Genomic DNA, 734 nt, shown 5'->3' on the forward strand with positions numbered 1-734 from the left:
CCCCCCCCCCTTCCTTCTTTCCCTTCCTTTTTTCCTGATCCCCTCCCCCCGGGCCCCCGGCCTCCTCCGCTGCGCCCCCGTGCTCCCCCTGCTCCCCGCGCTCGCCCCCCTCCGCCCCCCTCCTCTCCCTTTTCCCTCTCCCTCTTTCTCTTTCGTCTTTCCCTCTCCTTTTGCCTTCTCTTTCCCCTTCTCCTTCCGTTTTTTTCCTTCTCTTTCCTCGCCCCCCGCCCTTCCCCCTTCCTTCTTTCTCTCTTTTCTTTCCCCTTTTTCTCTTTCTTTCTTTTTTTTCTTCTCCTCTCCCTTTTCCTTTCTTCCCCTCCTCCTTCCCCTCCTTCCCCCCTCTCCTTTCTTCCCCCCTTTCTCCCTTCCCCCTTCCTCCTTCTCTCCTCCCTCTTTTTCCTTCTCTCTCTCCCCCTCTTCTCTTTTTCTTCCCTTTTCTCTTTCTCCTTCTTCTCTCCTTTCTCCTCCCTCTTTTCCCTTTCTTTTCTCCTCTTTTCTCCTTCCTCTCCCCCCTCTCCCCCCCTTTCCCTTCCTTCTTTTCCCCCTTTTTCCTCTTTTCTTTTTCTTTCCCCCTCTCCTCCTCCCTTTTCTCCTCTTTTTTTCCTTTTTCCTCTTTCCCTCTCCCTCTTTTCTCTCCTCCTCTCTCCCTTTTTTTCTCCCCTTCTCTTTTCTTCTTTTCTTTCTCCCCTCCTTTTTCTTTCCCTTCCCTCCCCTGCTCTTTTTTTTCCCTCTCT

At 52.9% G+C, this 734-nt stretch carries 1 protein-coding gene; it reads right to left on the reverse strand.

What is annotated here, in order from left to right:
* Positions 1–734: hypothetical protein (locus tag K5Q92_RS24585; protein WP_220771257.1), on the reverse strand; the 734-nt coding region annotated here is incomplete at both ends.

The organism is Shewanella sp. MBTL60-007 (assembly GCF_019654915.1).
Classification (GTDB): Bacteria; Pseudomonadota; Gammaproteobacteria; order Enterobacterales; family Shewanellaceae; genus Shewanella.